This is a genomic window from Pseudovibrio sp. M1P-2-3, assembly GCF_031501865.1.
Taxonomy (GTDB): Bacteria; Pseudomonadota; Alphaproteobacteria; order Rhizobiales; family Stappiaceae; genus Pseudovibrio; species Pseudovibrio corallicola.
Genome location: NZ_JARRCW010000001.1, coordinates 3,839,702 through 3,865,992, shown reverse-complemented (window position 1 = coordinate 3,865,992; position 26,291 = coordinate 3,839,702). Strand labels below are relative to the sequence as shown.

Annotated in this window: 22 protein-coding genes and 1 tRNA gene; 11 read left to right on the top strand and 12 right to left on the bottom strand. The window is 48.4% G+C overall.

The features are described from left to right. Nucleotides 1-92 precede the first annotated feature (92 nt). The 3 genes from P6574_RS16955 to P6574_RS16945 all read right to left on the bottom strand — a co-directional run bounded on the left by P6574_RS16955 (nt 93) and on the right by P6574_RS16945 (nt 2,496). On the bottom strand, nt 93-497 hold the full coding sequence (locus P6574_RS16955; protein WP_310621437.1) for a VOC family protein: 405 nt from the start codon (nt 495-497) through the stop codon (nt 93-95). A 264-nt stretch (nt 498-761) separates the two neighbouring features. Beyond that, entirely contained in the window at nt 762-1,172 is a 411-nt protein-coding gene (locus tag P6574_RS16950; protein WP_310621436.1) for an EF-hand domain-containing protein, read from the bottom strand. A 325-nt stretch (nt 1,173-1,497) separates the two neighbouring features. Then, nucleotides 1,498-2,496: a BMP family lipoprotein gene (locus P6574_RS16945; protein ID WP_310621435.1), complete on the bottom strand. Its 999-nt coding sequence runs from the start codon at nt 2,494-2,496 to the stop codon at nt 1,498-1,500. Nucleotides 2,497-2,888: 392 nt separating this feature from the next. Between P6574_RS16945 and P6574_RS16940 the strand changes: the two genes are divergently transcribed. Continuing rightward, nucleotides 2,889-3,704: a lytic murein transglycosylase gene (locus P6574_RS16940; RefSeq protein WP_310621434.1), complete on the top strand. Its 816-nt coding sequence runs from the start codon at nt 2,889-2,891 to the stop codon at nt 3,702-3,704. A gap of 63 nt (nt 3,705-3,767) precedes the next feature. Here P6574_RS16940 and folD read toward each other — a convergent pair whose 3' ends face one another. After that, the gene (gene folD, locus P6574_RS16935) at nt 3,768-4,679 is read right to left on the bottom strand and encodes a bifunctional methylenetetrahydrofolate dehydrogenase/methenyltetrahydrofolate cyclohydrolase FolD (RefSeq protein ID WP_310621433.1); all 912 of its coding nucleotides are present in this window, start codon (nt 4,677-4,679) and stop codon (nt 3,768-3,770) included. A 129-nt stretch (nt 4,680-4,808) separates the two neighbouring features. Beyond that, nucleotides 4,809-5,666 (bottom strand): formyltetrahydrofolate deformylase, encoded by an 858-nt coding sequence (gene purU, locus P6574_RS16930; protein ID WP_310621432.1) that lies wholly within the window; start codon nt 5,664-5,666, stop codon nt 4,809-4,811. Between the two features lie 424 nt (nt 5,667-6,090). Between purU and P6574_RS16925 the strand changes: the two genes are divergently transcribed. The 5 genes from P6574_RS16925 to P6574_RS16905 all read left to right on the top strand — a co-directional run bounded on the left by P6574_RS16925 (nt 6,091) and on the right by P6574_RS16905 (nt 16,535). Next, on the top strand, nt 6,091-7,755 hold the full coding sequence (locus tag P6574_RS16925) for an efflux transporter outer membrane subunit (protein ID WP_310621431.1): 1,665 nt from the start codon (nt 6,091-6,093) through the stop codon (nt 7,753-7,755). Next, nucleotides 7,755-8,894 (top strand): efflux RND transporter periplasmic adaptor subunit, encoded by a 1,140-nt coding sequence (locus P6574_RS16920; RefSeq protein WP_310621430.1) that lies wholly within the window; start codon nt 7,755-7,757, stop codon nt 8,892-8,894. The genes P6574_RS16925 and P6574_RS16920 overlap by 1 nt, the downstream gene beginning before the upstream one ends. A gap of 9 nt (nt 8,895-8,903) precedes the next feature. Beyond that, nucleotides 8,904-11,972, top strand: a complete 3,069-nt coding sequence (locus P6574_RS16915; protein WP_310621429.1) for an efflux RND transporter permease subunit — start codon at nt 8,904-8,906, stop codon at nt 11,970-11,972. Nucleotides 11,973-12,186: 214 nt separating this feature from the next. Continuing rightward, nucleotides 12,187-12,261 (top strand) — tRNA-Gln (locus P6574_RS16910). 389 nt (nt 12,262-12,650) lie between these two features. After that, nucleotides 12,651-16,535: an autotransporter domain-containing protein gene (locus P6574_RS16905; protein WP_310621428.1), complete on the top strand. Its 3,885-nt coding sequence runs from the start codon at nt 12,651-12,653 to the stop codon at nt 16,533-16,535. Between the two features lie 82 nt (nt 16,536-16,617). On the opposite strand, the gene P6574_RS16900 is transcribed toward P6574_RS16905, so the two are convergent. Continuing rightward, nucleotides 16,618-17,355, bottom strand: coding sequence for a hypothetical protein (locus tag P6574_RS16900; protein WP_310621427.1), 738 nt, complete (start codon nt 17,353-17,355; stop codon nt 16,618-16,620). A gap of 405 nt (nt 17,356-17,760) precedes the next feature. Here P6574_RS16900 and P6574_RS16895 point away from each other — a divergent pair, with 405 nt between their 5' ends. The 3 genes from P6574_RS16895 (at nt 17,761) to P6574_RS16885 (ending at nt 19,177) form a co-directional block, all read left to right on the top strand. Next, nucleotides 17,761-18,048 carry a putative quinol monooxygenase gene (locus P6574_RS16895; protein ID WP_310621426.1) on the top strand — a complete coding sequence of 96 codons (288 nt, stop codon included), beginning with the start codon at nt 17,761-17,763 and terminating at the stop codon, nt 18,046-18,048. 217 nt (nt 18,049-18,265) lie between these two features. Continuing rightward, nucleotides 18,266-18,664 carry a DUF805 domain-containing protein gene (locus P6574_RS16890; protein ID WP_310621425.1) on the top strand — a complete coding sequence of 133 codons (399 nt, stop codon included), beginning with the start codon at nt 18,266-18,268 and terminating at the stop codon, nt 18,662-18,664. Between the two features lie 90 nt (nt 18,665-18,754). Next, a complete protein-coding gene (locus P6574_RS16885; protein WP_310621424.1) occupies nt 18,755-19,177 on the top strand; it encodes a GNAT family N-acetyltransferase in 423 nt (140 codons plus the stop codon). 14 nt (nt 19,178-19,191) lie between these two features. On the opposite strand, the gene P6574_RS16880 is transcribed toward P6574_RS16885, so the two are convergent. Further along, nucleotides 19,192-19,584, bottom strand: a complete 393-nt coding sequence (locus tag P6574_RS16880) for a hypothetical protein (RefSeq protein WP_310621423.1) — start codon at nt 19,582-19,584, stop codon at nt 19,192-19,194. Between the two features lie 85 nt (nt 19,585-19,669). Next, entirely contained in the window at nt 19,670-20,437 is a 768-nt protein-coding gene (locus tag P6574_RS16875; RefSeq protein WP_310621422.1) for a response regulator, read from the bottom strand. Between the two features lie 233 nt (nt 20,438-20,670). Between P6574_RS16875 and P6574_RS16870 the strand changes: the two genes are divergently transcribed. Further along, the gene (locus P6574_RS16870) at nt 20,671-22,872 is read left to right on the top strand and encodes a hybrid sensor histidine kinase/response regulator (RefSeq protein ID WP_310621421.1); all 2,202 of its coding nucleotides are present in this window, start codon (nt 20,671-20,673) and stop codon (nt 22,870-22,872) included. Nucleotides 22,873-22,923: 51 nt separating this feature from the next. Here the strand turns inward: P6574_RS16870 and P6574_RS16865 are convergent, their stop codons facing one another. Further along, entirely contained in the window at nt 22,924-23,526 is a 603-nt protein-coding gene (locus P6574_RS16865; RefSeq protein WP_310621420.1) for an NAD(P)H-dependent oxidoreductase, read from the bottom strand. A gap of 105 nt (nt 23,527-23,631) precedes the next feature. Between P6574_RS16865 and P6574_RS16860 the strand changes: the two genes are divergently transcribed. Then, nucleotides 23,632-24,225: a TetR/AcrR family transcriptional regulator gene (locus tag P6574_RS16860; protein WP_310621419.1), complete on the top strand. Its 594-nt coding sequence runs from the start codon at nt 23,632-23,634 to the stop codon at nt 24,223-24,225. Nucleotides 24,226-24,307: 82 nt separating this feature from the next. On the opposite strand, the gene P6574_RS16855 is transcribed toward P6574_RS16860, so the two are convergent. The 3 genes from P6574_RS16855 to P6574_RS16845 all read right to left on the bottom strand — a co-directional run bounded on the left by P6574_RS16855 (nt 24,308) and on the right by P6574_RS16845 (nt 26,213). Then, nucleotides 24,308-24,667, bottom strand: a complete 360-nt coding sequence (locus tag P6574_RS16855) for a hypothetical protein (protein WP_310621418.1) — start codon at nt 24,665-24,667, stop codon at nt 24,308-24,310. A gap of 212 nt (nt 24,668-24,879) precedes the next feature. Continuing rightward, complete coding sequence (locus P6574_RS16850; protein ID WP_310621417.1) at nt 24,880-25,419, bottom strand: cytochrome b; 540 nt, start codon at nt 25,417-25,419, stop codon at nt 24,880-24,882. Between the two features lie 257 nt (nt 25,420-25,676). Next, nucleotides 25,677-26,213, bottom strand: coding sequence for a hypothetical protein (locus P6574_RS16845; protein WP_310621416.1), 537 nt, complete (start codon nt 26,211-26,213; stop codon nt 25,677-25,679). Nucleotides 26,214-26,291 lie beyond the last annotated feature (78 nt).

Genomic DNA, 26,291 nt, shown 5'->3' with positions numbered 1-26,291 from the left:
TGGTGGTTCTGTCCTTTTGGCTCCTTCTTTTTTGATAGCCAACAATCGTGCGCACTCGACCCTGCAAGGAATATAGCTCCTCACTCTTTCACTTATCTGCAAAGGTTATGCCGATAGATCCGGCTTGATATGGAAACCGAGTTGCCTGCCGGGTCTTTAGTATTGGCGAATTTATAACCTGCGCCGCTATGTAAAGCACCAAACTCCAACCCCCTCTCGGCCGAAGCGGCACAAAACGCTTCTACGTCCTCGCAGTCAAAGATCAGTTTAGCGAGAGTTTGGCCAGCCTTTCGTTTCTTCCCTAACGGGTGTAGAAGGATACTGAAACCATCTTCGTTGTTACTCAATAGCTCAACAATTCGGTCCCCTTCCTCTCGCGAGGCGGTAAAATTGAAGTGACATTCATAGAAATCCGAGACACTTTCTACATCGTGAACGTAAAGGACGATCCGGCCGAGGCTTGCGCGCGGAATATTATTTCTGGCCTGGTACGTCATTTTTGCTCCTCAATGCAGCATCTCCCTGTACCCCGTAGTTCCAGAGCGAATGGCGTAACCGCTTTGGGCTTCATTTTTCTGACTGTGTTCTCAGGGACGCCCAGAACCCAATAAGAAATGGTATCTGGATGGGATCGTCGTTTCACTCACGGTAACGAATGCTGATGGTGGTGGCTAGTTGTTTTTATGAACACTACCATCAACACTAGTGCACAGGGATCATCCCATCCCAGTGAAAATTTCCACTAAGAAGTGCGCTAAGACCTAGGCAACGATGACTTCTTCTTCCTCTTCGGTTTCCTCATAGAGTTCTGTTATAAGGTCGGAGACAGAGAGAGCTCCGTCTTCCTCAGTGTCATCTTCTGAAGACACTATTTCAAAAAAGAGAGAAGTAACGGAGGCTTGAACATCAACGAGAGAGCCACCCGATTGATTACTCATTTTAGGGGGGCGTGGAGGAGGAGGCATATCTCCTCTGCTAAGTTCTCCATCCCCATCACTATCCAGCTCGGCAAAATGCTCGGCGACTTTGTCGGCGTCATAGTTATCGCCAAAGCTCTCTGCAGCAGATGCCTGTATCTCTTCCAGGCTCAACGTTCCATTACCACTGCTATCCATTTCTTCAAACTTCTGCATGGGTGGTTGAGGCATTTGATTGCCAATAGATGTTACCATCTTTCATCCTCACTTATTTATTTTGGCCTCGATTGTTCGAAGCAAAAACATGGTGTTACCTCAAACTTGTCCAGGACTGTCAGCTTTAAATAAAAATGTAACGAGTGTGCCGTGAGAGAGGTGAGGAGAGAGTGTGAGATCAGCTGGAGAACTCAGAAAATGTACTAACTGGGGAGCAGAGGCTATTTAAAAAGGCGGGAGCGGTGAAATGTAAGTGTGATACAATTTGTTACTTTTTTGCACCCGTTTTACTTAGTTGAAGGTGGCAAAAAAATATCCCTGAAACTGAGGTTTCAGGGATATGTAATTGGGAGTTACTACTAACTTAGAGTGGGCAATTGTTGTCACTCATGTAATCATGAACTTTGATCTTGCCGGAAATAATATCTGCTTTTGCAGTTTCAATAGCAGACATCATTTCTATTGATATCAGCTCGGAGTTGTACTCGTCGATGGAAAGGCTCACACCGTTTTCTGCCAGACCCAGAGCCTGAAAACCTGGTGTGAATGTTCCATTTACTCCGTCGGTCAGAGCCTGTTCAACAGCAACGTCAACGCCCTTCACCATTGAGGTGAGCACTGATCCTGGATGCAGGTGGTTCTGGTTGGAGTCTACGCCGATAGAGAACTTACTCTCATCAGCCGCAGCTTGTAGGACCCCAAGGCCGGTGGAACCAGCAGCAGCAAAGACTACATCGGAACCGCGAGAGAACTGGGACTTGGCGAGCTCGGTGCCTTTCACCGGGTCATTCCATGCAGCCGGTGTGGTGCCTGTCATGTTCTCAAAGATCTTCACATCAGCATTGGCAGCTTTTGCGCCCTGCTTGTAGCCACAAGAGAACTTGGAGATGAGTGGAATATCCATGCCACCGACAAAGCTAACTGAGTTGGTCTTGGAGGCCATGGTGGCCAGCATGCCAGCGAGGTAGGAGCCTTCGTGCTCTTTAAACACAACAGAGCGCACATTTGGCAGATCGACGACCATATCGATTATGGCGAAGTGTGTATCTGGGAATTCCTTTGCGACCTTCTCCATGGCCGGAGCCTGTGAGAAGCCGATGCCAATAATCGGGCTCATGCCGCGACGTGCAAAGTTACGCAAGGCTTGCTCACGTTGGGACGGGTTGGTGATTTCGAACTCGCGGTACTGAACACCAGTTTTGGCTTTGAAAGCCTCTGCGCCACGGTATGCAGCCTCGTTAAACGATTTGTCGAACTTGCCCCCCATGTCGAAAATAACAGCTGGAACAGTATCTGCTGCCATAGCAGTTGTGCTTAGAGCTGCGGCCAAGACGGTTCCCGCGATTAGCTTTTTGAAGATCATTGTCCCCAATCCTCCTGATTGTACTTTACATTTGGGCTCGCCCAGTTCCCGATGGGCGTTTGTCTTTCAAAAGCTCCCAAATGTTCAGATCCGTAGTCTCTCTTAACTACCTGTAGGGAAGTCTAGAGTTGAGACCAGAATATCCCTCGATATCCGGCAATTTTTAGTAGGAATTTAAAAAGAGATTAATTCCAAGGTTGTATGTTGCGCTTAAGCGGGGCGCAGGATCAAGATGAAATCGCGGAATAATATCTCAAGTCATGCAAAAACTTTCACTTTCCTGCCTAACCAGTAAACAAATGGGGATTTTAATCTTCTTAGATTGGAAAATTACATTGTGAGCCCCAATGAATTAGGGGAAAAAGAATCAGTGGTGATTGGGGAGAGTTCTTATGAAACGTTTTATGTTGCGAGTATTTCTGTTCGTTTTGGGACTGGTACTACCGATTTCGATGGCAAGTGCTGCAACCTGCGGAAATACTGGAGCTGGGTTTGATCAGTGGCTTGTAGACCATAAAAAAGAGCTCCGCGCCAAGGGGATTTCTGAAAGAACAATGGCTGTTGCTTTCCGGAATGTGACCTACAATCCACGGGTGATTAAGTACGACCGCAATCAGAAATCCTTCAAGCTTTCCTTCGATGAGTTTTATCGGCTTAGGGTCAATAACGCGCTTATTCGGAAGGGCAAAAGGTTGATGCGGGAAAACGATGCGCTGTTCTCGCAGATGGAGCGCAGGTTTGGTGTTCCCAGAGAGATTGTTGTTGCAATTTGGGGGCTTGAAACAGGATATGGCCGGAATATCGGTAATATGTCTACCATCCGCTCGCTGGCAACACTGGCCTATGATTGCAGGAGAGCAAACTTCTTTCGCAACGAGCTTTATAGTGCACTTTTGATTGTTCAAAAAGGAGACTTGCAGCCCTCTCAAATGAAAGGGGCATGGGCAGGCGAACTGGGGCAAACGCAGTTTCTAGCCTCATCCTATATCAAGTTCGCAGTGGACTTTAACGGCAATGGCAAACGTGATTTGCTTTACAGTAAGCACGATGCGCTTGGTTCGACGGCCCATTACCTGAATGCCTATGGATGGCAGGCCGGGCAGCCTTGGGGACCTGGAACGCGCAATTATGAAGTGATCCGTCAGTGGAACAGGGCGGGAGTTTATGTGAAAACCATCCAGATCATGGCTGAAAAACTCTCTCAATAAACGGTTGAGAGAGTACAGGCGGGAGAAATTGTACGTCGTCTCCCGCCGATATGATTTAGTGGATTAAAACAACGCAGGTTCTTCTGAAAGACCGTTTTGGCGGCGGGCTGCGGTGAGGGTGTTGGCCATGAGCATGGCAATGGTCATGGGGCCAACGCCGCCGGGCACGGGGGTGATGGCAGCGGCATTTGGCAGTGACGCCTCAAAATCCACATCGCCCACAAGACGGGTTTTGCCCTCGCTTTTTTCTGGTGCCGGAATGCGATTTATGCCCACATCAATGACGGTTGCACCTTTTTTGATCCAGTCGCCCTGAATGAACTTGGGTCGGCCAACGGCTGCAACAACAATGTCTGCGCGGCGCACGACATCCGGCAGGTCTTGTGTACGCGAATGGGCAATGGTCACGGTGCAGTTTTCCTGCAAAAGCAACTGGGCCACTGGCTTGCCTACAATGTTGGAACGCCCCACGATCACTGCGTTTTTGCCCGATAGGTCCGCGCCAAGTGCCCGCTTTGCCAGAAGAACAGAACCGGCAGGGGTGCACGGCACAAGGGCTTTATCACTCTGGCCTGCACCCAGAAGACCCACGTTGACAGGGTGGAAGCCATCCACGTCCTTTTCCGGCTTTAGGAGGTTGAGAACCTTGCCTTCGTCAATGTGCTTTGGCAAGGGCAGCTGTACCAAAATACCGTGAACTGCTTTGTCAGCGTTCAGCTCTTCAATGAGCTTAAGAAGATCTTCCTCGCTTGTATCGGCATTCAGCGTATGCTGAATGGAGTTGAAGCCGCATTTTTCAGCCATTTTTCCTTTGTTACGCACATAAACCTGACTGGCAGGGTCAGCGCCCACTAGGATAACAGCAAGGCCTGGCTTTACTCCGGCTTCATCCAATAGTCGCTGGGCCCGTGCACTGATTTCATCAGTTACCGAAGCCGCAACGGCTTTGCCATCAATAATGAGCGTTTCAGACATTCCATTGCCTCTAAGTATCGAGTGTGGTGGGTCAAAGCAGTGCGCTTCTTCGCGGCGCACTGCTCGGGTCTTCTTGTACAGACGAGTTGCGATTCGCGAACCGGTCTTTAATAACCAAAGAACACTTTTCTACTTAAAGATGACTGTTCTCTCACCGTTGAGCAGAATGCGGTGTTCCAAGTGGTACTTGATTGCTCGCGCCAGAACCTGACTTTCGGTGTCGCGCCCTTGGGCAACCAATTCCTCAGGAGTGTTGTAGTGCTCAACCCGGCTCACGTCCTGCTCGATAATCGGGCCTTCATCAAGGTCGGCGGTCACATAGTGAGCTGTTGCACCAACCATCTTTACGCCGCGCTTATGGGCGCGGTGGTACGGGTTGGCACCGATGAAGCTTGGCAGGAAAGAGTGGTGAATGTTGATCACGCGGCCTTCCAGCTTGCGGCACAGGTCATCGGAAAGAACCTGCATGTAGCGGGCCAGAATAACCAGATCGACGTTCTCTTTGTCGATCAGCTCCAGAATTTGGGCTTCTTGCTGTGGCTTGGTTTCTTTGGTGATCGGGAAATGGTGGAACGGGATCTGCTCGTGCTCAACACGGGCCTGCCATGCGGTGTGATTGGAGGCAACGCCCACCAGATCCATGTTCAACTGACCAGTGGAATTACGATAGAGAAGATCGTTCAGGCAGTGGCCTGTTTTGGACACCAGAATAAGAACACGTGGCTTGACGGTGAGATCGTGGATTTTCCAATCCAAATCGTAGGCAGTCGCAACGGGGCTGAAACCTTCAATAAACTGCTCTTTTGTCATGCCCTCGGGGGCTGTGAAAGACACGCGCATGAAGAAGCGTTTCTCCAGCGGGTCACCAAACTGGGCGCTTTCGCAGATATTACAGTTTTGGGAAGCAATGGAGTTGGCAACTGCGGCCACAATACCTTTCCTGTCACCGCAGGAAAGAGTGAGAACGTAATTCGCTTGGCTGTTCATAATCAGCTCGTATATTCCTTGAATCTTAAGATTGTGCCGGAGAATAGTTACAGTGCCTGCACAATGAAAGAGGCAAAATCCTGAATCTCACGGTTCCTACTATGAAACTTTCTTAGATATTAGTGTCCAGCGGTTTTGGCCCTGCAAAATTATCGTGAAAGTGACGGGATTACTGATAACTGACATCTACAAAAAATAGCCATAGTATTTTGAGTGGTTCAGACGGGAATTTTCAAAATTTAATTAGTAAAAACAACAATATATACAAATTATAACTGGGATAACTTCTTTATTTTTCACTTCAAAATTGACCTGAAAAGACCTACTGCCCTAAGGTTAACTTGATCGGGCATTCTGGCTGAATTTAGTTTCGTGTTTTCCAACATCTGTGAGATCCGCATGTGCTGCGGATGGAGAGTGGTTTTTGTTCAGTTCACTACCATGCTTTCGGGTTCCGCATCTTGCAGGCTCCTGCGCACTCATGGTGGGGGTGAGGGGGGGATTTTTGCTGGCGCTGGCAAGTTGTATGGTTGGACCCAATTTTGAAGATCCGGCACCGCCAGCTGTCGAGGGATATACTCCTGAGAAATTGCAGACAAGAACAGCCTCTACCAATGTGCAGGCAGGTGCTTCCCAACGGTTTAATCCGCAGATGGATGTTCCGGGGAAATGGTGGGAGCTGTTTCAGTCCAAGCCCTTGAATAAGTTGGTGGAGCTCGCCATTGCCAATAGCCCGGACTTAGCGGCTGCTGAGGCGGCGCTCATTAATGCGCAGCAGTTGGCTCTCGCTGATGGGGGTTCGTTGTTTCCCACCTTAACGGGAACTTTTTCTGCGCAAAGACAGAAGTATGCCTTTCAAAGTTACTCGGGCACCATAGATGGCTTCGACTTTAGCATCAGCCCTTTCTATACTATTTATGAAGCGTCTGTATCAGTCTCTTATATGTTGGATGTGTTTGGCGGTATACGCCGTCAAATTGAAGCGGATGTAGCCGAAATCCAGTATCAGCAATTCCAGGTGGAAGCAGCACACCTGTCTCTCACCACCAATTTGGTGAATGCGGTCGTTCAAGAGGCTTCCCTGCGGGCGCAGATACAAGCAACAAACAAGATTATAGAAACCCAGCGCCGCCAGCTGAATATAATTGAAGGGCAGTTTCAGCTGGGCGGAGCTGCCAAAGGTGATGTTCTTCAGGCCAAAGCGCTTCTGGCAAATACGGAAGCCACATTGCCACCTTTGGAGTTGCAGCTGGACCAGCAAAAGAATGTAATTATTGCGCTGGCCGGATTTTATCCAAGTGAGAAAATTGCACCTGACTTTAGTTTGGGTTCTTTGAAATTGCCTCGAGAACTTCCTTTAAGTGTACCGTCTAATCTGGTTCGGCAAAGGCCCGATGTACGTTCTGCGGAAGCTCAATATTGGCAAGCGGGTGCTTTGGTGGGGGTTGCCATTGCCAACCAGCTTCCACAATTCCAAATTCAGGGGAATATAGGCAGTGATGCCGGGTCCATTGATCAGCTGTTTCATCCCAATACTGGAGTGTGGAGTATTGCTTCCAATACCACTCAGACTATTTTTTCTGGAGGAACTTTATGGCGGCGTAGAAAAGCAGCGGAAGCCACATACTTGCAAACTGCAGAGCAGTACCGTTCAACTGTAGTCTCCGCTTTTCAAAATGTCTCAGATTCCATTCGTGCAGTGCAGATAGATGCTTTGCGTCTGAAAGCGAGCGTCGCTGCAGAGAGGGCGTCCAAAGCGAGCCTTGATCTGGCTCAGCAGCAATATCAATTAGGTGCCATTAATATAAACAGTCTGTTGGATAATGTGACGACCTACCAGCAGTCCAGATTGATCACCATACAGGCACAGGCTCTGCGTTTTGCCGATACCGTTGCTTTGTTTCAAGCTCTGGGAGGAGGGTGGTGGAATAGGGAAATTGCTGCCCCGCTTCGTAAGCCTGAGGGCTTGACCATCTCCTGGGTATTGAAAACAGAAGATACTCCCCCTAACCCCGTGCCCCCTATTCCGCCTCATGCCAGAAAGCAGGTGCCTATTACGCCCCGTCTTCGTGATGCAGGAGGGAGATAATGAAGCGGCATTTAACCCGAAATATGACCATTATGCTGGTTTCGCTGGCCGTTCTTGGTGCTGTACTCTTCGGGTTTAGGTCATTCAAAAATTTCAAAATAGGCCAGGTCCTAAAAACGCATCAAAATCCAGTTGTGACCGTTTCCACCTATAGGGTGAAGGAAAATGACTGGCAGGTGCAGATTTCCGCAGTAGGCAATATGGCTGCAGTCAATGGAACTGCAATTTCTCCGGAACTTGGCGGTACAGTTGTCAAAATTAACTTTCGCTCGGGCCAGGATGTAGAGGTGGGAGACTACCTTCTAGGTATTGATACCAGAGCAGAGATGGCGACCTTGGAGCAGCTGAAAGCGCAACAGGTTCTCGCCCGCCAGACTCTGGACCGAGACTTGAAGCAGGCAAAAATCTCTGCCGTGAGCCAACAAACCATAGATGATGACCGGGCAAATCTGAAGGCGCTCAGTGCGCAGGTTCAGCAGCAGTTGGCTACTATTGCCTACAAAAATGTACGGGCACCATTTTCAGGCCGCCTCGGTATCCGTCAAGTAGATTTGGGGCAATATGTAAATCCTGGTGACGAGATTGTTTATATAAGCCAGATGGATCCGCTTTATGTAGATTTTTATATCGCGCAAAGGCAGATATCTAAAGTGGAACCTGGGGAGATCGTACAGGTTTTGATTGATGCGTTCCCCGATAATAAATTTACCGGAAAAGTACTGGCTCTGGATTCCAATCTTCAGGTGGGAACGGGGAACATCAAGGTGCGGGCACAGGTGCCCAATCCTGATTATGACCTTATTCCAGGCATGTACGCAAATGTGGAAGTAAATGTAGGTAAGCCAGTGAAGAAGATAACGGTGCCGCAAACGGTTCTCTTCTTCAACTCCTATGGTGCAACAGCTTTTCTGGCAGTTGATGAGAATAAAGGTAAGGGAACTCCGAAGTATGTTGCCAAACAGGTTGTTGTTCAAACGGGGCTGACCAGAGGAGACCAAATCGAAGTTCTGTCAGGGCTAAAAACAGGGGACTTGGTGGTTAGTGGCGGGCAATTAAAGCTGCGAAATGGTACGCAGCTAAAAATAAATAACAAGCTTCAACCTCCTGATAATCCAAATCCAAAGCCTATTGAACAGTGAGGCACAGCTATGAATTTCACCGAAGTTTTTGTAAGGCGTCCGGTTCTCTCCTCTGTGATTAGTCTCATGATTTTGGCGATTGGATTGCGAGCTGCATTAACTCTGCCTATTCTTGAGTTTCCTAAAACCAGTAATGCTATTATTACTATATCTACCACGTACTACGGTGCCAGTGCCGAAATTATGGCGGGGTTTATTACGACGCCGCTGGAAGCCTCCATTTCTCAAGTGGTGGGGATTGATTATATTACATCCACCAGTACCGCTGGTCTTAGTACTATCATAATCAATCTTGAGTTGAATTACGATGTAGATGCCGCCTTGACGGAGGTGATTACAAAGATAAATGCGGTCCAGAACCAACTCCCAGTAGAATCCCAATTACCTGTTCTGACAATCTCAATTGGAAATACACTAGACGCCATGTATCTGGGCTTCATCAGTGACGAGCTAGAGCAAAATCAGGTTACCGATTTTATTATCCGTACAGCTCAACCCGCAATTCAGGCGGTTCAGGGTGTCCAGTCGACAGAAATATTGGGCGGGTCAACCTTCGCAGTTCGTGTCTGGCTGGATCCGCGCAAATTGGCGGCCTTTGAGATTACCGGCGCGCAAGTTTCTCAAGCCCTGCAGAGTAATGACTACATTGCAGCAATAGGCCAGACCAAAGGGGAGATGGTACAAGTTACGTTAACCGCCAATGCGAATCTTGATAATATCCCTGATTTTCAACGTTTGATTATTGCTCAAAAGGATGGCGCGGTTATTCGTCTTGAGGATGTTGGCGAAGTGGTGATGGGGGCTGAAAACTACGAGAGCTCTGTTTACTTCAACAACCGCTTGTCTGTTTATCTCGGCGTAAAAGCAGCGCCGGGGGCTAACCTTCTCAATCTTACAGCTGGTGTTCGAGGCGTACTGCCGGGAATGCGGGATGTCGCGCCCCCCGGAATGGATATCTACGTGGTGTATGATTCCAGTGGCTTTGTGAACTCCTCTATCACGGAGGTTATGGTAACTTTGGTGGAGGCCATTGGAATTGTGACTTTGGTGGTCTTTCTGTTCATTGGGTCGCCGCGTACAGTCGTTATTCCGGTTATTGCCATCCCTCTGTCGCTAATTGGTGCCTTCATATTCATGCTGCTTTTGGGATTTTCTATAAATCTGCTTACATTGCTTGCACTGGTCTTGGGCATTGGGCTCGTGGTGGATGACGCCATCATTGTTGTCGAAGATGTGAACCGGCACATTTCAGAGGGTAAAACGCCGTTTCAAGCAGCCATTAGTGCTGGGAATGATTTAGGTAGACCAATTCTTGCCATGACTGTTGTGCTAATTTCTGTTTATGTTCCCATAGGTTTTCAGGGGGGGCTTACGGGTGCACTGTTTACCGAGTTTGCCTTTACTTTAGTAGGGGCCGTGACAATTTCCGCCATTGTTGCGCTCACGCTTACCCCGATGCTCAGCTCTCGTATTTTGAGGCCTATCGATAAAGATAACCCCAAGTGGGATGATAAGCTGACAGAGGTTATTGACAGGAACTTCAATAAGTTTCGAGATTACTATCTTAGAAAACTGGATCAAAGTCTGGATAACAAGCCGGTCGTTTTAACTTTCGCGCTGATTATTCTCTCATCCATTGGGGTCTTGTATATGACCTCGGACAGTGAGCTTGCCCCTTCGGAAGATCAGGGGCTTGTGATGTATCAGGCAACGCCATCCCCCAATGCAACGATCACCCAAAAAGACCTGTATTCGGAACCAATCTACAATATTTCAGAGACATTTCCTGAAGTCATCCAGATGTTTCAAAACAACCTGTCCTCGTCGATGTTTGGGGGCGTACTCCTGAAGCCGTGGGATGAGAGGACAAGAAGTGCCACTCAAATTCAACGGATCATGCAAAAAGAGTATGATAGCGTTGCGGGGTTGCAAATTGTGGTTTTCCAGAACCCTCCGCTTCCTGGCAGTAGCGGACTTCCAGTACAGTTTGTGATCAAGTCTACTCAAGATATTGCAGAAGTGAACAAGGTCGGGACCGCGTTTTTGGAACTTGCAAAAGCAACGGGCATGTTTGCTTATGTTGACAAGGACTTGAAGATTGACCAGCCACAAGCAAAGCTGGTTATTGATCGGGACCGGGCAGCTGAGCTTGGCTTGACTATGCAGGATGTGGGGCAGACCGTAGGCGCATTGCTCGGTGGTGGCTATGTGAACTACTTCGACTTTATGGGACGCTCATATCAGGTTATTCCTCAAGTATTCCAATATGATCGCCTGAATTCCGATCAGCTTTTAAATATTCACCTGACCACAAGCAATGGTGCCACGGTTCCTTTGAGCTCTGTTGCAAAATTCGAAAACATTGTGGTCCCGGAATTTATTCCACATTTTCAGCAGCTGAACTCGGTCACTATTTCCGGCGTTCCTGCTCCAGGTGTCAGCCAGTCTACAGTTTTGAACCGGTTAAATGCCTTAGCTAAAGATAATCTGCCCCTTGGCTACCAAGTGGACTATGGGCAGCTGTCGCGCCAGTACGAAAAGGAAAGTGGCGGTTTCATTACCACCTTTGCCTTTGCGCTACTGGTGATTTTTCTAACTCTTGCAGCCCAGTTTGAAAGCTTCAGGGATCCTCTGATCATTCTCGTCTCGGTTCCCATGTCCATCGCGGGGGCATTGTTCTTTATTAATCTTGGTATCGGTGGGGCCACGATTAACATCTATACGCAAGTGGGGCTCATTACGCTTATGGGGTTAATCAGTAAACATGGGATCTTAATTGTGGAGGTGGCACGGGAGCTGCAAGAGCAGGGGCATGACAAACGGTCCGCAGTGATTGGATCACTGAAAATCCGCGTCCGCCCCATCTTGATGACAACAGCTGCGATGGTACTGGGTGTTGTTCCATTGGTAACAGCTTCCGGGGCAGGTGCAGCGTCGCGCTATAATATGGGGTTGGTTATTTCGACAGGCCTGTCTATCGGCACACTTTTCACCATGTTTGTTGTTCCTTGCGTCTATATGCTTCTGGCAACAGAGCGGACGGAGAAGGAGGCAGAAGGAAAAACAGAAGCCGTTTAGATACTTTTTTGCGGTAAGTACTCGCCTGCATTAGGGAAAATCATAGAGATTAGGGGATGCGTCAGTGCCGAACGCTCGTAGAACGCGTGCTTATTTGGCGGAAAAAGCGAATTTTTCAGGGATCTGTGGAACAATACCACTTTTCTCACAGGGAAATGAAAAGAGGCGCTTGCCATCCCAAATCTAGATAGCTATATAAGCGCCACCAAGACGTTGGGGTGTGGCCAAGTGGTAAGGCATCGGTTTTTGGTATCGTGTATCGTAGGTTCGAATCCTACCACCCCAGCCATTTTTCCAGTAAAATTTAATTTTTGATTATAAGATGAGCACCTTGGGTGAGTTGCAGCTCGCCTCTAAAGAGATTGTGTCGAACTTATTGCTAAGTATTGTCCTCACTCTCTCCCCGTAGACAATAAATCTGACTGATTACTATCTCTTGAAACGTAGTTTGTCTGGGTGATGTACCTAATGCCACTCGTGTTTTTATAAAAGTACCTCGCTACTTTAACTTATTGTTGCTGCATATCAATATCGGAAGAAATGGCATCTGCTTTTCGTTGAAGCGCTCTAATACTAATTGACTGTGATTTTTTTATTAAAAAAATAACTAATGGTTGAAACTGCAAAGTGGTCTGGTAACCATTACGTAAACTGATTTACAGGATATGTGGTAATTTGATGCGTAATAATTTCCAAGCAAAATTATATTCCAAGCCTTTCAACAGTTCTCGGCTTTTATCTGTGACTGCCTTAGCAGGAAGTCTGGTTACTTTTTCAGTGATATCCGTCCCCTATGCAAAAGCAGATGACGGATATCAAGTGATTGAAGTGAGCGAAGATGCTTCTGTTAATGGAGCAACAGGTGGAACACTTGGAGCGTCGTTAAATGTAGATGAAATCTACATCTGGTCGGAAAACGGAGCGACTCTAAGTCTTGAAGAGGAAGGACACGTAGAGACCTACTGGGCGCAAATTGGTGCGACTGCAGATACGGTTGGTGTACTCTCTGTCTCAGGGATGTGGTCCCATTTCCATACTGAAAATCTAGTCGTCGGTGGTGAAGGGGATGGAGAAGTCTCGATTGAAGATCGTGGCTATGTGCGGACCGGCGCTCTTACGGTAGGTGAATCCCTAGGTTCAGCAGGGTCTATCTCGGTTTCTGGTGAATCTGCAATGTTTGTAGACAGTATGGCAAAAGTCGGACTTGCCGGCAGTGCCTCTCTTAAAGTTGAAGCAGGCGGTCTTGCCGTTTTTGAGCATCTATCGCTAGGGAGTTCTGAAGAGAATGGCGGGCGTGTCGAAGTACTTGTGCAAGGGGAAGAAACATCTCTTGATGCAAATACACTTGAGGTAAATGGGCCAGAAACTACGATCATTGTTAGTGATAGAGCGCATCTTTATACTTCAAATGCCCATCTTTTCAGTGGATCTATTAGTCTAGAGGGTGCTGGAACGGAACTTCAAGCGGGTCAAATGCTTGTTGGGGAGCAGCAGGGGGCAGCAGGAGTTGTAAGAATATCTGAAGGGACTGCTCTCATTGGTAAACTGGCCATTGGTGGAGAGGTTGATACTGGTTCTGGTTTGACTGGTGGTACGGGTACGGTTTCGATCGAAAATGGAGGGGAAGTATACTCAGTTGCTGCAGTTATTGGTGAAGGAAATGGTGCAATTGGTACGGCCACGATCACTGGAGAGAACAGCAGCTGGGAGTTAGCAGATGTTTCGAAAATCGAAGACAGCGTTGACTACCTTGTAGAGGATCTTTCAGAACTGGATCTGGATCGCTCTTTAGAAGGGGGGCTTTATGTGGGACTCTCTGAAGGTGCTACGGGAACTGTCAACGTAGTAGGAGGATCACTTTCTACGCATTTTGGTTATATAGGAGGTCAGACCGACTGGAACCAGTATGATGTTGGCGGTACTGGCACAGTTAACATTACCGGTGAGACTGGTAGCTGGAAAAATTCACAGGATCTTATCGTCGGATCAACGGGGTCTGGTACCCTCAATATTGTGGATGGTGGCACCGTTGAAACCAACACCTTAAATATTGGCTTTGGCGAATATGCTACAGGTAATGTTCTCGTAGATGGTGCTGGGTCATCTTTAAGCAGCTTAGAGGGCATCACTTTAGGGGCCTACGGCGATGCGCAGCTAGATATCAGAAATGGTGGTGCAGTTGCCACTTCGCGCCTCACATTATGGGCTGGTGACAGCAATACAAGCACTATTCATATTAAAGGTGCAGGAAGCACCCTAAATGTAATAAGCAATAATGGGTATTTGAGTTACTTTGGGGTAGGTAGTGCCGGCAATGCGTCAGTTGTTCTAAGCGAAGGTGCTTCTGTTAGTGCGGAATATCTTCAGCTTATTTCAAAAAGGGGCGGGAGTCCGCTTGTTTCCATCAACAGTGGCAGTCAATTTTCTACCAAGTATACTGTTATTGGAGATGAGGTATGGCGTGAAAATGATCTGAAAGGCACTGGTAAAGTTGAAGTTACAGGTGCAGGCTCTATTTTGTCAGCCAACTTGAAAATGGGCATTGGCGTCCAGGGAAAGGGGGCTTTAACAATCACGGACGGCGGATCTGTTACCGCAGGTAGTGTTCATATCGGGGTTGAGTCTAATGCATATGGCGATGTCGTTGTATCAGGTGTAGAATCTACTCTTACAGTCGGGAGCAACGATAAGGGAGAAACCAGCTCTTCCAATAGTTCGGGCACTCTAACAATTGGAAGAAGTGGCGAAGGGACCCTGATAATTAGCGATGGTGCTACGGTGTCAGTTGCAGAAGGTCAAGGTAGTGTCATCCTTGCGGAAGAGGAGGGCTCCAAAGGCACAATCAATATTGGTGCAGCCAAGGGGGAAGAGGCTGTTGCCGCTGGTAACTTGAATGCTGGCGAGGTGGTGTTTGGAGCAGGTGAGGGCTTGCTTGTATTCAACCACACCAACACCGATTACCAGTTTAATGCTGATTTGGTTGGGGAAAATGTTGCGGTTGAATTTCTCTCAGGTGAGACCGCTTTGAGTGGTGATAACAGCGATGTAAGCGCCACTATTGAATCTGGGTCGACTTTGTCTGTAAATGGAAAACTGGGCGAGATCGAAGTTCTTGCTGAGGGCGTGCTTGGTGGTTCTGGACTTGTAGAGTCTCTTACAGTGCAAAGCGGTGGCCGGGTTGCCCCGGGTAACTCCATTGGCACACTTCGGGTTACCGGGAATACTTCATTTGGTGATGGTACTTACTTTGATGTCGAGATCGATGAAGCGGGTAACAGCGATCTTCTCGATGCGACAGGGGCCGTCACAATCGGCAGCAATGTTACAGTGAGTGTGACGCCTGAAGATGGAAATACAGCGGGTATTGGTTATACTGATGGACAGCGATATACGCTTATCGAAGCAGATGGTGGTATAACAGGTACTTTTGATAGTCTTATAAGTGACTTGTACTTCTTTGATGCGTCTTTGGCATATGATACCAATAAGGTTTATATGGATCTTGCGCGTAACGGCTTGATCTTCGCAAGTTCGGCTCAAACGGTAAACCAGCGTGCGGTTGCTGTGAACCTTGATGAAATTGGGTTAGGAACACTCCATACAACTATTTTGGGCCTTTCCGAAGAAGCGACTAGAGATGCTTATGATGCTCTTTCCGGGGATATCTACGCCTCAGTCAACAACGTTCTTTTGGAAGACAGCCGCTTCCTGCGCTCTGCTATTCTTGAAAATAGTAATTCTGGTGCAAGACAGGTGTGGGCTGAGGCTTATGGTGCTTGGGGAGATTGGGACAGTGACGGGAATGCAGGCGGTGTAAGCCGCAACACTGGTGGCTTTATCGCAGGTATTGATGCGCCGTTTGCAGAAAATTTCAGTGCTGGTTTGGCAGCTGGTTATGGCCATGCCTCCATTGATGGGGATGACGCGTCTTCTGCTTCCGTTGATGCTTACCATATTGGTGCATATGGCGGAGCACGTTTTGGTGCTACGAACCTGAAAGCGGGTCTGGCTTATACTCATAACGAGATCGACAGTGATCGGGATGTGCGCTTTGGAACATTTTCTGATGATCTTTCTGCGGACTATGATGCGGGTGTATTCCAGATCTTCTCCGAAGCCGGTTATGAGTTTGAAACTGGCTTTGTAACGCTAACACCGTTTGCTGGTCTGGCTTATGTGAATGTGCACAGCGATGGCTTTACCGAGCGCGGCGGTGAAGCTGCTTTGAGAGTGAAGTCAGAATCCGAGGGTTCTGCTGTTACGAATATTGGTCTTCGTATCAACAAAGCTTTTGAGATGTCTTTTGCAAAAGTTGCGGTTAATGGTTCTGTCGCTTGGCAGCACGTTTACGAAGATGATGGCTTCTCATCACACAACGCTTTCGCTGGTGGCAGTAGCTTCACGGTGAGCGGCGTTCCTGCTGGTCAAGACAGCGCTGTTTTGGATGCGGGCATCTCCGTAATGTTCTCCGAAAACGTGAGCCTTGGCTTGTCCTATGATGGACTGCTTTCCAACGATGTTCAGGACCACAGCCTGCAAGCCTCTTTGAAAGCGAAGTTCTGATAGGCTGGTATAAGGTTTAGTGACTATTGAAAATATAGCCGCCGGTGTAAGTTTGCACCGGCGGTTTTTATGATTTAAAGAGTTAAAGTGCCCACTTAATGACGCTTTGGGCGCATTGGTCGGCGAGGTTGTTGAGCATTCTGTTCGCGTATTTTACGCCGCCTTCTTCAAAACGTTTAATGTTTGAATCTGGTCTCTTGGTGCCCTGTATGCATGTTTTTGAGGCAAGGATATCACCGGTCTTTGCGTCAATTAGGCTAACTCTTGCTTCATACGATTGTTTGATTTGAAGACCGCCGATGGCTAGGTTGCTACCTACCATTAAGCCTTGGTTGTCGACTGTTAAAACATCGAGAATGAGGCCATTATAGCCAGCGGTTTTGGCGTTGTTGGTGAGTGCCTTAGCTCGTTTTTTTGTGTCGATGTTGTTTAAGGAAGCGCCTTTGATCGGCCTTGCGCGCCGCATCTTGTAGTTGGAGACAAGGTGCCCGCTGACGTACTTAGCGGTTGTCTTACTTGGGTCAATGGTGGGCTCTGGAGCGTTCAGGACCCGATCATAAGCGCCTGATGCTTTTTTAACACCGTGATCAATGGCCGCAACCACGAGTGTTGCCGCAAGGCCAGCAATTGGGTTCGGCGAGGTGACGACTGTTGGTGTACTATTTTTAACCAGCCGATAATTTTTTTGCGTGTTGGACGCTATCGCCAGCTGGCGGCCATAAAGAAGGCTTTCTGTTTCAGGTTGGAGCTTAATCGTTCTGGCGCAGCCTGCCAGCAACAGCATCGCGGTGACCGCGATAATCGCTTTTTTAAAATTCAACTGTGTGTCCCCCAAGGAATAAACTGCCTCCAAGTTTCATTGGCCAGACAGGTACTCCTTTTGAATTTTCAAAAAGGCTCAGTGTGGCTGATGAAACGCAAAATCCAGTGGTATGGCTGGGAGGCGTAATCGAAGGGGGTTCTATAAAGATTATTAATAAAATTTAACATAGCGAAATGACGTAGGAGAGATGTATTCCACCTTTAATGAATCTTAGGTTGAAGTGGTTCTATAAGACATTTTTTAATAAGTATTTTGTTGGAAATATTTACGCTTTATCTGTTGAATGCTGCGTTTTGTTGATAAAATGAGCGCGCGGAACTGGTTTGGTAGGCTTCAAAGATGGGTCCCTGCCTCTAATCTAAAACGCGTCCTGTTTTTCCTAGCAAAATTTCAGAGTTTATCATGGATCATAGTTTCGTTCTCTTTGTAACTCTTCCGGTTAAACCGGAATGCTTCGAGGAGGCCAAAGCGGCAATATTGGGTGTTTTGGAGCAAACGCGGGCGGAGGTGGGATGCCTGCGTTTTATGGTCCATGAGGAAGATGGAAAGCTATTTTGCTACGAACATTGGAAGGACAAAGCTGCCCATGAGCGGCACCGGTGCCAACCCTATATGGCTCCGGTTCTAGATGGATTCCAGAAGTGGTTGGAAAGACGTTTGGATGTAACTGTCATGAGGTTTGTGGCTTGAAGCAGTGTGCGGTTTATAGAAAGACTTCACTGCTTTAACTCTTTGTCTACGAGTATCTTTATCTAAAACTCGGTATCTACTTTTCGAAGGTACGCTGTAAAGCTGTAACGTGATTTTCAACACCGAGATATTTAAATATTTTAAAATTTGATTGAAACCTTGGAAATAGCTGTTAGTCAGTCACGCTGAATTTATGAATAGCAATTTCAGGGGAATTATGGGCAAACCAATTTTTGAAGATATGTTTTCGTTTTCTGGCCGCAGAAACAGGATGAGTTATTTCCTGTACTCTCTTGCTATTCTGATTGTGCCCCTTTTTGTCGTGTTTGTAGGGGGAATGTTGTTGGGCGGCTTGGGGGTGATGTTTGAAAGTCTGGTTGATACTGGAGGCATCTTTTTTGTTGTAGTATTTCTTCCCCTATTTGTGATTTTATTTGCTATAGCTGTGTCTAGCATTGCCGTTCAAACTCAAAGGGTTCGTGATTTTGGCTGGAGCGGCTGGACTGTTTTAATAACGCTTATTCCTTATGTCGGATGGCTTTTTAGCCTTGCAATTCTGCTCGTTCCTGGAACTGAGGGAGAAAACAGATACGGTCCGAGCCCGAAAGAGCTGTAGATCTATCCTTTTTCTTTTGAGCATGATAGCTCATGAGCCGCTTTTCATTCTGTGGAAGGCGGCTTTTTTATCTGAAAACGGATTACCATTATGCTGCAGGAAATAGATGAATATCGCCTTCTAGCTCAAGTGCCAAATGTTGAAGATTATTTGCGTATTCGCCAAAACGCTGGCTTGAGTGCGTTTGGGGAAAAAGCTGCTGAACTTGGATTGAAGGGAACGCTGTTTGCTGTATCGGTTTTCCATCGTGATCAGGTCATTGGCATGGGGCGTATTGTGGGAGATGGTGGCTGCTTTTTTCAGGTGGTTGATATCGCTGTGGAACCTGAACATCAGGGAAAGGGTCTCGGCAAGCAAATCATGGATGCTTTGATGGAATATTTGAGTGAAATCCCTCATCGGCCTGCCTATGTGAGCTTGATGGCCGATGTGCCCGCCAACACGTTTTATGAGCGTTACGGGTTTAAGGAAACGGCGCCCAAGAGCGTTGGAATGGCTCAGTTTCTCCGCTGAAGCAATACTAGCGGTTATACGTCCTCGTCGGGGTAGGGTAGGTTCTCCAGATTTACATTGATATAGTCTGGCTCTGGTGTGTGAGGGAACCGGATGGCAAGGATGGTGCTTCTTTGTTGTGTGAGAGCCTTCACAGCCCTGTGCATGCCATCCATCAGCCGTCCGTTCTGACATAGGATGATCGGGTGCTTGAGATCCGTCTGCGCAACAAGAGCTATGTGAGCAGCAATAGCGCGCGGTGTTGGCAAAGACTTTCCATCGTCATACCACCAGTTTTCATCAAGTTCGGTGATTTCGCTCAAGGGCAGATGGAAAGCCCTGAGATTTTTTGATTTGCGGACCAGTTGATGAACATCCCATACGTAGAGGTCCGCTCCAATTTTTCGGGAGTGATACTGTTTTCTCATAGCTCTTTGTACCCGAAACCGTGCAGAATGAATGGGCGGAAAGATAGTTTTTGCCTCGCGTACTCTGGCAATTTTTACTGTTCACTCAAGCTGCGTTGATCGCAGCCTGTTCGCCCGTCGGGGTTTGTAAGGTTCTCGTTACATTGGCGGTGAAGCAATAGCCGATGCCGTGGATGGTTTTGATGTAGATAGGGTTGGACGGGTCCGGCTCGATTTTTTTGCGCAGGCGCATCACATGCACATCAATGGTCCGATCGCCGGGGTAAGCCTCGCGTCCGCGGGCATTGTCCAGTAACTGGTTGCGGTTGAGAACTGTGTGCGGATGTTTGACCATAGTGTAAAGCAGGTCGAACTCGGTTGTGGTGATGGGCATGTCATGGGAGGTATCTTGCTCGCGCAAGGTCCTGTCCCGCGTATTCAGAAGCCAATTGCCAAATTGAAGTAAGGGAACGGTTTCGGTGGTTTCTTTCTCCACCAGAGGCTCCACCTTGCACCGGCGCAGCACCGATTTGATGCGGGCAAGCAGTTCTCGCGCTTCAAAGGGCTTGGCCATGTAATCATCTGCGCCAAATTCCAGCCCCACAACGCGGTCAAACGGGTCGTCCCGTCCGCTGAGCACTACAATAGGCAGATTGGATTTTGCGCGAATATCCCTTGTGACTTCAAACCCGTCTTTATCCGGCAGGCCGATGTCGAGAATGCACAGGTCCACCTTGTTCTTTTGCAGGATACGATCCATTTCCGAAGCACTGGCAGCGCAGGAAACTATATAGTTCTGCTTGACCAGATAGCGCTCCAGATATGAGGTGATTTGCGGGTCATCATCCACAATTAGAATATGATCCTGCCCCATGCGCCTGCTGCCTTCCAATGAACCAATTTAAACGAGAAAAATGGCGTGCCGCCAAAATGTGGTTGGGTGCGTTTAGCACAAACACCCTAGGGTTAAAATACTATCAAACCTTGATTTGGATCAAATCCACCTGATAGCAGGTGGGTCATGAAGGGCGGATGCTGGTCAAGCTGACTTGCTGCGGATGTAGCCCTGCGCAGAGAGGGTGTTACTTGAAACAGAAAGAACGGGTAATGAACTGGAGCTTGAAGGCTCGCGGGATTGGCATTTCCAGTGCACTTCTTCTTGTGGCCATTGTTGTTGCCGCGCTGTATTTGGGGCATGAAACCACCAAGAAATTCAGCGAGATGAAGGAAAGCTGGCTTGCCTACACGGTGGAGACTGAGCACAAGGGCGTTTTGATCAGCGAGCTTTATGGCCACTTTGGCTATGGCGGCATGATCCATAACTTCAAAAACTACGTGCTGCGGCAGGACGGTGTGTACCGGAAGGGTTTTGAGAGCAGTTACAAAGGTGTCATGCGCACGCTGAATTACTACGGCGCTGACCAGACGAATGCGCTTGAAAAGGAAGCTATTGCCCAGATCAAATTGGTAGCGCAGGCCTATGCGCTGAAAATTCCCGTGATTGAACATAGTATTCGCGAAGGTTTGAGTGCTGAGGAAACTGATCGGCTGGTGCGTGTGGATGACAGTGCGGCCTTTTCTGCTTTAACCGCTCTTGAACATAACTGGCGGGAGAGGCGCAACAGCAATCTACAGGGCATTGTTTCCGCCATTAGTGAAGGGGAGTCTCTGGTTCGCACTGTTTCCTTTATCTTAGTGGTGTTGGTGGTCGCCGCATTTGTGCTGATGGTGCTGATGCATACGCTTGTTTCCAGCGCGCTTGCTGCAACAGAACGGCTCAAGCGTGAGTTGGGAGAACGCAAAAGGGCCCAGGATGCGGAAAAGCGGCTAGCGCGGGCCGTTGAACAAAGCCCGACAACAATTTTCATCACCGATGTAAAAGGCTGCATTGCATATGTGAACCGCAAGTTCGTTGAGCTGACCGGTTATAGTAAGGAAGAGGCCTGTGGGAATACTCCGCGGCTGTTGAAATCCGGCCATACTCCAGACGACACTTATGCCGAAATTTGGCGGAGCCTGCGTGATGGCAAGGACTGGAGTGGCGTTTTCCAAAACAAGAAGAAAAACGGTGATCTTTACTGGGTCGCAACCTCCATTCTTCCGCTTCTGGATGAAGAAGGGCAGGTGATCAACTACATCGGTATTGGTGAGGATGTCACCGAAAAAAAACTGGCCCGTGAACAAATTGCCCGCGCTCAGAAAATGGAAGCGGTTGCTTTATTAGCTGGCGGTGTGGCCCATGATTTCAACAATGTTTTGATGACGATTATGGGAAATATCCAGCTGGCCCGCATGGGATTGGAAGACGGAGACCCTCAAGAGGAAATTGACGAGTCCCTTGGTCATGTGGAGATTGCCTCCAAACGGGCACAGGGGCTTATTCGTCAGTTGCTCACCTTTGCCAGAAAACAACCAACGCGCACGCGCAGCCTGAACCTGAATGATGAAGTGGAAGGCATTTTGGCCTTGTTGCGTGCCTCCATTCCGTCCAATGTTCGCCTCACTATGACCAGCGACTGTAAGGACGGGCTTATTGATGCAGACCCGACTGTGCTGCACCAGATTGTTTTGAATCTGGCTCGCAACGCGGCAGAGGCGTTCAGTGGTGAAGCGGGCAAAATTACCATTCATCTGGCGCGTGTGTCTTCCAATGAGCACAAAGGTAAGTCCGACCTGCGTTTGCAGGTGTGTGACGATGGGCCGGGCATGTCCGAGCATGTTGCGTCCAAGGTTTTTGATCCGTTTTTCTCCACCAAACCGGTGGGCAAAGGAACGGGGCTGGGCCTTGCTGTGGTGCGCAACTCGGTGGAAGACCTGAATGGCACAGTGACGCTGAACACAGCACCGGGAGCTGGAACCGTATTTGAGCTAGAGTTTCCCGAGCTGCAAAATGCCAGTGTGGAACGCCCGGCGGAGAAAGCCATTGCCACCGGACGCGAAAGCATTTTGCTGGTGGATGATGAAGAGGATGTGCTCTCGGTGATCCGGCGGATTTTGCAACGCCTCGGCTATCAGGTGGAGGCCTATAGTGATCCATTGCTGGCAAAGGCCGCTTTCAAAGCCGCACCCGACAAATACGCGGGATTATTTGTAGATTTTATGATGCCGGAAATGAGCGGACCGGAGTTGATTGAAGCCCTGCGCAAAGTTCGCCCCTCTCTACCCGTTGTGCTGTGCAGTGCATATCGGGCAGAGGCAGAAGCGCGCGGGGATCTGGAAAACGTATTCCACCTTGATAAGCCGGTGGAAGTAGCAGAACTATCCCGCGTTCTACGGCTCTCACTGGATGCGCGCAAAACGGCGGCATAAGTGTACAGCCAGCAGGTATTGCAGCCGCTTACAATACCTGCTGGCCGAGCTTCAATCTGCGTGAGCAATTTGTTTCGTATCAAGTACGCCAAGGGTGCTCGCTTTTTCAAGCCACTGGGCTCTTTGGTCATCGCTGGAGCTGACCACTGGGGAGAACAGATTGAAATCGTTTTGCTCAAAACCGATGTAGTCCAAAATCTGATTTTTCATGACCTTATGATGGGCAGAGTCATAAGGGCCTTCAAAGAATTCTTGTGCGGTATCTGCGGTGAGCAGGATACGGGCGGAGCGCCCTTTCAGATGCTGGGTAGGGACTTCCGTGTTTCCATCGAAACTGAAAGCAAAGCCGGGAAGCAGGGATCTATCGAGAAGTGACTTCATCTTCCCCGGCATTCCGCCCCACCATAGTGGGTAGACGCTGGTCCAGTGATCGCACCACTTCAAATTCTCCTGAAACTGCAAGATATCCTCTTCCAGCGGTGCCTTCGAAGAGAAATCGCCTGTTACAAGATTTGGCTCAAACACCATATCTTTCACATGCATCACCCGCACGTCAGCGCCGTGTTTTCTGGCGGCGTCAACATAAGCCTGTGCCAGTGCCTGACCAAACCGGCCTTCACCCATGTGAGCGGATAGAACGAATATTTTTTTCATTATTTCAACCTCAAAATTGACTGCGGTCATTTTGTTAGATTGAAAAATGACCGCAGTCAATTAATTTTTTGACCATAGTCACTTTAGTGAATTAAAAGGAATGCGATGTTACAGGCCACACAAAAACGCGCCCAGAAAACCAGAGAGCGAATTCTGGAGGCGGCCACCTCCATGTTTGAAGCAGACGACTTTGACAATGTGAGTACGGAATCTATTGCGGAGAGTGCAAACGTCTCCAAGGGGACAATCTTCGCGCACTTTTCTGACAAGCTTGGTCTGCTGGCGGAAATTGGCCTTAGAGATCTCAATGAACGCTTGGACGAGCTGGAGGCCAGAGCTTTAGCGGTGGAACCTGACAGTGATGTGCAAGAAGAGATCATCACCGTTATTTCGAAGTTCTTGAATTACTTTGAAAAGCAGCCGCACTTCCTGCGCTTGTTCATTGATGAAGCGGGATGGAAAAGAAGTGATCGGGCAGACCTGTTTGATACAGTTGTTGTGCGCCAGCAAAAGCTTTTGACCGCGTGGGTTGAGCTGGGGCAGCGCAGAGACGTCATCAGATCGGCTGATCCATGTATTTTGGGCAGTGCCCTGCGGGCTTTCCTATTGCACGTTGCTATTGGCCGAGTGTGCGGTGAGAGCACGTGTGAGGCGGACCAGATGGCTCAACTGCGCGAACTGGTGGAAGTGCTGCTTTAGGGCTGAGTAGCTTGGGCCAATATCCGTCTAAGGAAAAGCACCCTAATGACTGCGCCACAGGGTGCTTTGCGTGCGTGATCTTCTAGTTGCAGTTGATGGTTGTTTTCTCGTCCAAGACATAAGGCTCCGCGTGGGCCCATTGGCGCGTGAAGTCATCGGCAGGCAAAAGGGCAGAGCCATCTTCTTTCAGTTCGAAAACGAAAGCGCCATTTGAATTTACGTGTACCAGATTGTCTTTGACAGTGTAGGTTCTGTTGGTCATGAAACCATCTTCACCAACTGCGCCCGTTCCATCTCCACAAAAGCCGAAGCTTTTCACAAAACCTTCAGTGTTTGTGAAAACGCCTTTGACGCTGCCAAGCTCAAGTGCTTGAGCGGATGTGAGAGAGCCGAGAGTGGCAACAGCTGTGATAAGTGCTGCTTTTACAAATGGAATACGCATAAAGTCTCTTTCCAGTTAAAGTCACCGGAGCGTCTATGACGTAAATCTTGCGCGAAAGTGAGGTTGGTTGGAAATATATTATCTTATTCCACAGTATTTTGGAGTTTTCTTTTAAAGTGGTGCAGGTGCACACAGCCTGATGATGGGGTGATTGTGCTCTTTAAAAAAGGTGGAGAGGGGGCTCTCCACCTGAACTCTAGCGCGTTCTATCGTTAGACGCCCATACGTTTTAAGGTGTCATCCTTGTCGATGATATGGTGCTTGAATGCGCCGACGATGTGCAAAGCAAGGGCTGCCACAACAATGTAGGCAACAACGGAATGCATACCACCTAAGAATTGAGCAGCTTCGGAGCTCAGAGCCACTGCATCGCGGCCAGTTCCGTTGCTTGGTACAATGGTGAGACCCAGCAACGACCAGCCACGCCCGCCAGCGATACTTCCCAAAACGCCGGAAAGCGGCATCAGCAGGCTACCGGAGATCAAAACCCATTTCACAACGCGGGAAAGAAGCTTTTCCAAGCTGTTGTGGGTGGGAAGTGAACTGGGCCAACCCTCGGCCACTCGCCACAAAATACGTGCAATAGCAAACATAAGGATAACGGAACCCACTGCCTTGTGCAAAGAGATCAAGGACTTGTCTCCGCTAAAGTCAATGTAATATCCTACGGCGAAAAGGGCCATCATGGTGAGCCCTACAATCCAGTGAAGGCTTCTGGTGATGCCTGAAAGGCGTGGTGAATTTTTGTCCATAACAGTGTCCCGATCCATAACTTTGCCACCGATCCGTGCATGAGGTGACACAAAGCTAACCAAATTTGGGACAGGCTATTTTATGGTCTTATCGAAGTCCAATATAATTGTGTAACGAAATATACCAGTTGTGTTACTTTGAAATAGCGCTGGAACCTTGATAACCTCGGGCGGTAAACACAACCCCGGACAAGCGAAGCGCTGATCCGGGGGTTAGAAAGTGTCAGAGCAGGGGACGCTTGCTTGTGATGTGATGCCTATTTACAGTCGGCGCGAACGTGCAAAGTTGCATTGTGTGCGCCAAATGCGTTTGCCATTCTTATATTATAGGTCCTGTCCAAACTTACCCAATTGCATTTAGAGTTATTGGCCAATATCTTTTGCGCCAGTTTTGCCCGCTCACTCACTGACAGTTTCAGTTTAGGGCCACAGAAGCCTTTTTCGATTGCATCATAGGTGCAACTTGCAAGCCGGCCCGCTCGCGTTTTGTAAACTTGTCCGGTGTGAATGTATTTTTTAACAAAAGCGAGGTCCAATTTGAGGTGTGCTGCCTCCCGTTCCCAATCCTCTTCTGTGATCTTCGCACCGGCATAGGGCTTTGCGTAGTAAAACGAAAACAGCAGTGGGGTGAGTCTGTCCTTCGGAACAGGCTTCATTTCCGGAATGATCATCCAGTTAACTTTATAGGAACCGAGTGTTTCCTCTCCCATTTGCTGAACATTCCCAGAGCCAATGCTGCCGCAAGCGGAAAGGAGAACAAGGGAGAAAAGGGAGAGAACTAGCTTTAAGCGCATAGAGTTTTCCAAGCGAGTGTCGAGGTAAATATTGTTTTTGGGGTTTGAAGCTCACCTGATAGAGGAGCTTGATTGGAA

Excerpts from the sequence above, each read along its gene's own strand:
- P6574_RS16955 (WP_310621437.1), bottom strand. The coding sequence starts at position 497 with ATGACGTACCAGGCCAGAAATAATATTCCGCGCGCAAGCCTCGGCCGG.
- P6574_RS16950 (WP_310621436.1), bottom strand. The coding sequence starts at position 1,172 with ATGGTAACATCTATTGGCAATCAAATGCCTCAACCACCCATGCAGAAG.
- P6574_RS16945 (WP_310621435.1), bottom strand. The coding sequence starts at position 2,496 with ATGATCTTCAAAAAGCTAATCGCGGGAACCGTCTTGGCCGCAGCTCTA.
- P6574_RS16940 (WP_310621434.1), top strand. The coding sequence starts at position 2,889 with ATGAAACGTTTTATGTTGCGAGTATTTCTGTTCGTTTTGGGACTGGTA.
- folD (WP_310621433.1), bottom strand. The coding sequence starts at position 4,679 with ATGTCTGAAACGCTCATTATTGATGGCAAAGCCGTTGCGGCTTCGGTA.
- purU (WP_310621432.1), bottom strand. The coding sequence starts at position 5,666 with ATGAACAGCCAAGCGAATTACGTTCTCACTCTTTCCTGCGGTGACAGG.
- P6574_RS16920 (WP_310621430.1), top strand. The coding sequence starts at position 7,755 with ATGAAGCGGCATTTAACCCGAAATATGACCATTATGCTGGTTTCGCTG.
- P6574_RS16915 (WP_310621429.1), top strand. The coding sequence starts at position 8,904 with ATGAATTTCACCGAAGTTTTTGTAAGGCGTCCGGTTCTCTCCTCTGTG.
- P6574_RS16905 (WP_310621428.1), top strand. The coding sequence starts at position 12,651 with ATGCGTAATAATTTCCAAGCAAAATTATATTCCAAGCCTTTCAACAGT.
- P6574_RS16895 (WP_310621426.1), top strand. The coding sequence starts at position 17,761 with ATGGATCATAGTTTCGTTCTCTTTGTAACTCTTCCGGTTAAACCGGAA.
- P6574_RS16890 (WP_310621425.1), top strand. The coding sequence starts at position 18,266 with ATGGGCAAACCAATTTTTGAAGATATGTTTTCGTTTTCTGGCCGCAGA.
- P6574_RS16885 (WP_310621424.1), top strand. The coding sequence starts at position 18,755 with ATGCTGCAGGAAATAGATGAATATCGCCTTCTAGCTCAAGTGCCAAAT.
- P6574_RS16880 (WP_310621423.1), bottom strand. The coding sequence starts at position 19,584 with ATGAGAAAACAGTATCACTCCCGAAAAATTGGAGCGGACCTCTACGTA.
- P6574_RS16875 (WP_310621422.1), bottom strand. The coding sequence starts at position 20,437 with ATGGGGCAGGATCATATTCTAATTGTGGATGATGACCCGCAAATCACC.
- P6574_RS16870 (WP_310621421.1), top strand. The coding sequence starts at position 20,671 with ATGAACTGGAGCTTGAAGGCTCGCGGGATTGGCATTTCCAGTGCACTT.
- P6574_RS16865 (WP_310621420.1), bottom strand. The coding sequence starts at position 23,526 with ATGAAAAAAATATTCGTTCTATCCGCTCACATGGGTGAAGGCCGGTTT.
- P6574_RS16860 (WP_310621419.1), top strand. The coding sequence starts at position 23,632 with ATGTTACAGGCCACACAAAAACGCGCCCAGAAAACCAGAGAGCGAATT.
- P6574_RS16855 (WP_310621418.1), bottom strand. The coding sequence starts at position 24,667 with ATGCGTATTCCATTTGTAAAAGCAGCACTTATCACAGCTGTTGCCACT.
- P6574_RS16850 (WP_310621417.1), bottom strand. The coding sequence starts at position 25,419 with ATGGACAAAAATTCACCACGCCTTTCAGGCATCACCAGAAGCCTTCAC.
- P6574_RS16845 (WP_310621416.1), bottom strand. The coding sequence starts at position 26,213 with ATGCGCTTAAAGCTAGTTCTCTCCCTTTTCTCCCTTGTTCTCCTTTCC.